This is a genomic window from Bowmanella yangjiangensis, from assembly GCF_017255015.1.
GTDB classification, from domain to species: domain Bacteria; phylum Pseudomonadota; class Gammaproteobacteria; order Enterobacterales; family Alteromonadaceae; genus Bowmanella; species Bowmanella yangjiangensis.
Genome location: NZ_JAFKCS010000246.1, coordinates 1 through 1,184 on the forward strand (window position 1 = coordinate 1; position 1,184 = coordinate 1,184).

At 69.8% G+C, this 1,184-nt stretch carries 2 protein-coding genes; both read left to right on the forward strand.

The annotated features are described in order from the left end of the window. Window positions 1-220, forward strand: a 220-nt coding sequence (locus J0A65_RS23690; protein WP_206596737.1) for an ExbD/TolR family protein, incomplete at its 5' end; no start/stop codon positions are given. Between the two features lies 1 nt (window position 221). Continuing rightward, window positions 222-1,016 (forward strand): energy transducer TonB, encoded by a 795-nt coding sequence (locus tag J0A65_RS23695; RefSeq protein WP_206596738.1) that lies wholly within the window; start codon window positions 222-224, stop codon window positions 1,014-1,016. Window positions 1,017-1,184 lie beyond the last annotated feature (168 nt).

Sequence of the window (1,184 nt, forward strand, 5' to 3'; positions counted from 1 at the left end):
GAACCTGGGCAGCGAAGTGGATATCGAGTCGCAGACCGACAGTGCGCCGAGCAAGGAGGCGATGCGCGAGAAGATCGCCGCCATCGTCGCCGCCAACCCGCAGACCCAGGTCTACGTGCGCGCCGACCAGCATGCCGACTATGCCTCGGTGGTCGCCGGCATCGCCGAGTTGCAGCGTGGCGGTATCAGCCGCCTGGGCCTGATCACCGAGGCGCCCTGACATGAGCAGCATGACCCTGGAAATGCCCGCGCCGCGTCTGGCCTGGCCGGCCTGGCGCGAGCATGGCCTCGCCATTGGCGTCGCCATCGCCCTGCATGCCGGCCTGGCCTATGTGCTGCTGCACCTGGCCCACCAGGCGCCGCTGCCGACACCGCTTGCCACGGTACTCACCACCGAGCTGATCAGCCTGCCGGCCCCCGTGGTTCAACCGCCGGCGCCCGTTGTCGCCGAACCGGCAGTGGCGCCGCCGGCGGAAGCGCCGGTCGAGGTGCCTGCACCCGAACAGGCGGACCTGGCCTTCAAGAGGGCCGAGCAGGCGCGTGAGGAACAGGCGCTGCGCTTGCAGCGTGAACGTCAGCAGCGGCGTGCCGAGGCGCAGCGCCAGGAGCGTCTGGCCCGCGAAGAGGCGGCGCGTCAGGCGCAGTTGGAAGCGCAGCAGTTGGCCGAGGCCCGCCGGCTCGAAGCCGAGCGCGTGGCGGCGGCGAATGCCGCAGCCGCTGCGGCGCGCGCCGAGGCGCAGGCGGCTAGCCGCCAGTACCTGCCCATCGCCAAGCAGGCGCCGGACTATCCGGCCAAGGCGCTGGAACGCAAGATCGAGGGCGAATGCACGGTGGCCTATACGGTGAACGCTGCCGGGCGTGTGGAAGACCCGCAGGTGGTCGGCAATTGCCATCCGTTCTTCGTCAAACCGTCACTGGCTGCGGCCAGGACCTTTCGCTACCAACCGCGCGTGGTCAACGGCCAGGCGGTGGCGGTGGCCAACGTGAAGAACACCTTCAGCTACCGCATCGAATAGGGGCCGGGCGACTCAGGGCAGTTGCAGGTCTTCGCCTCTGGCCTGCAGGCGCTGGTAGGCATGGTCGAGCGCGTCGCGCAGCTGTACGGCATCCGCCGCGTGGCGGGAGACGATCAGCTTGAGCTGCAGGCGCTGCACCTCGACGAACGGCAGCTCGCCGATACCGAG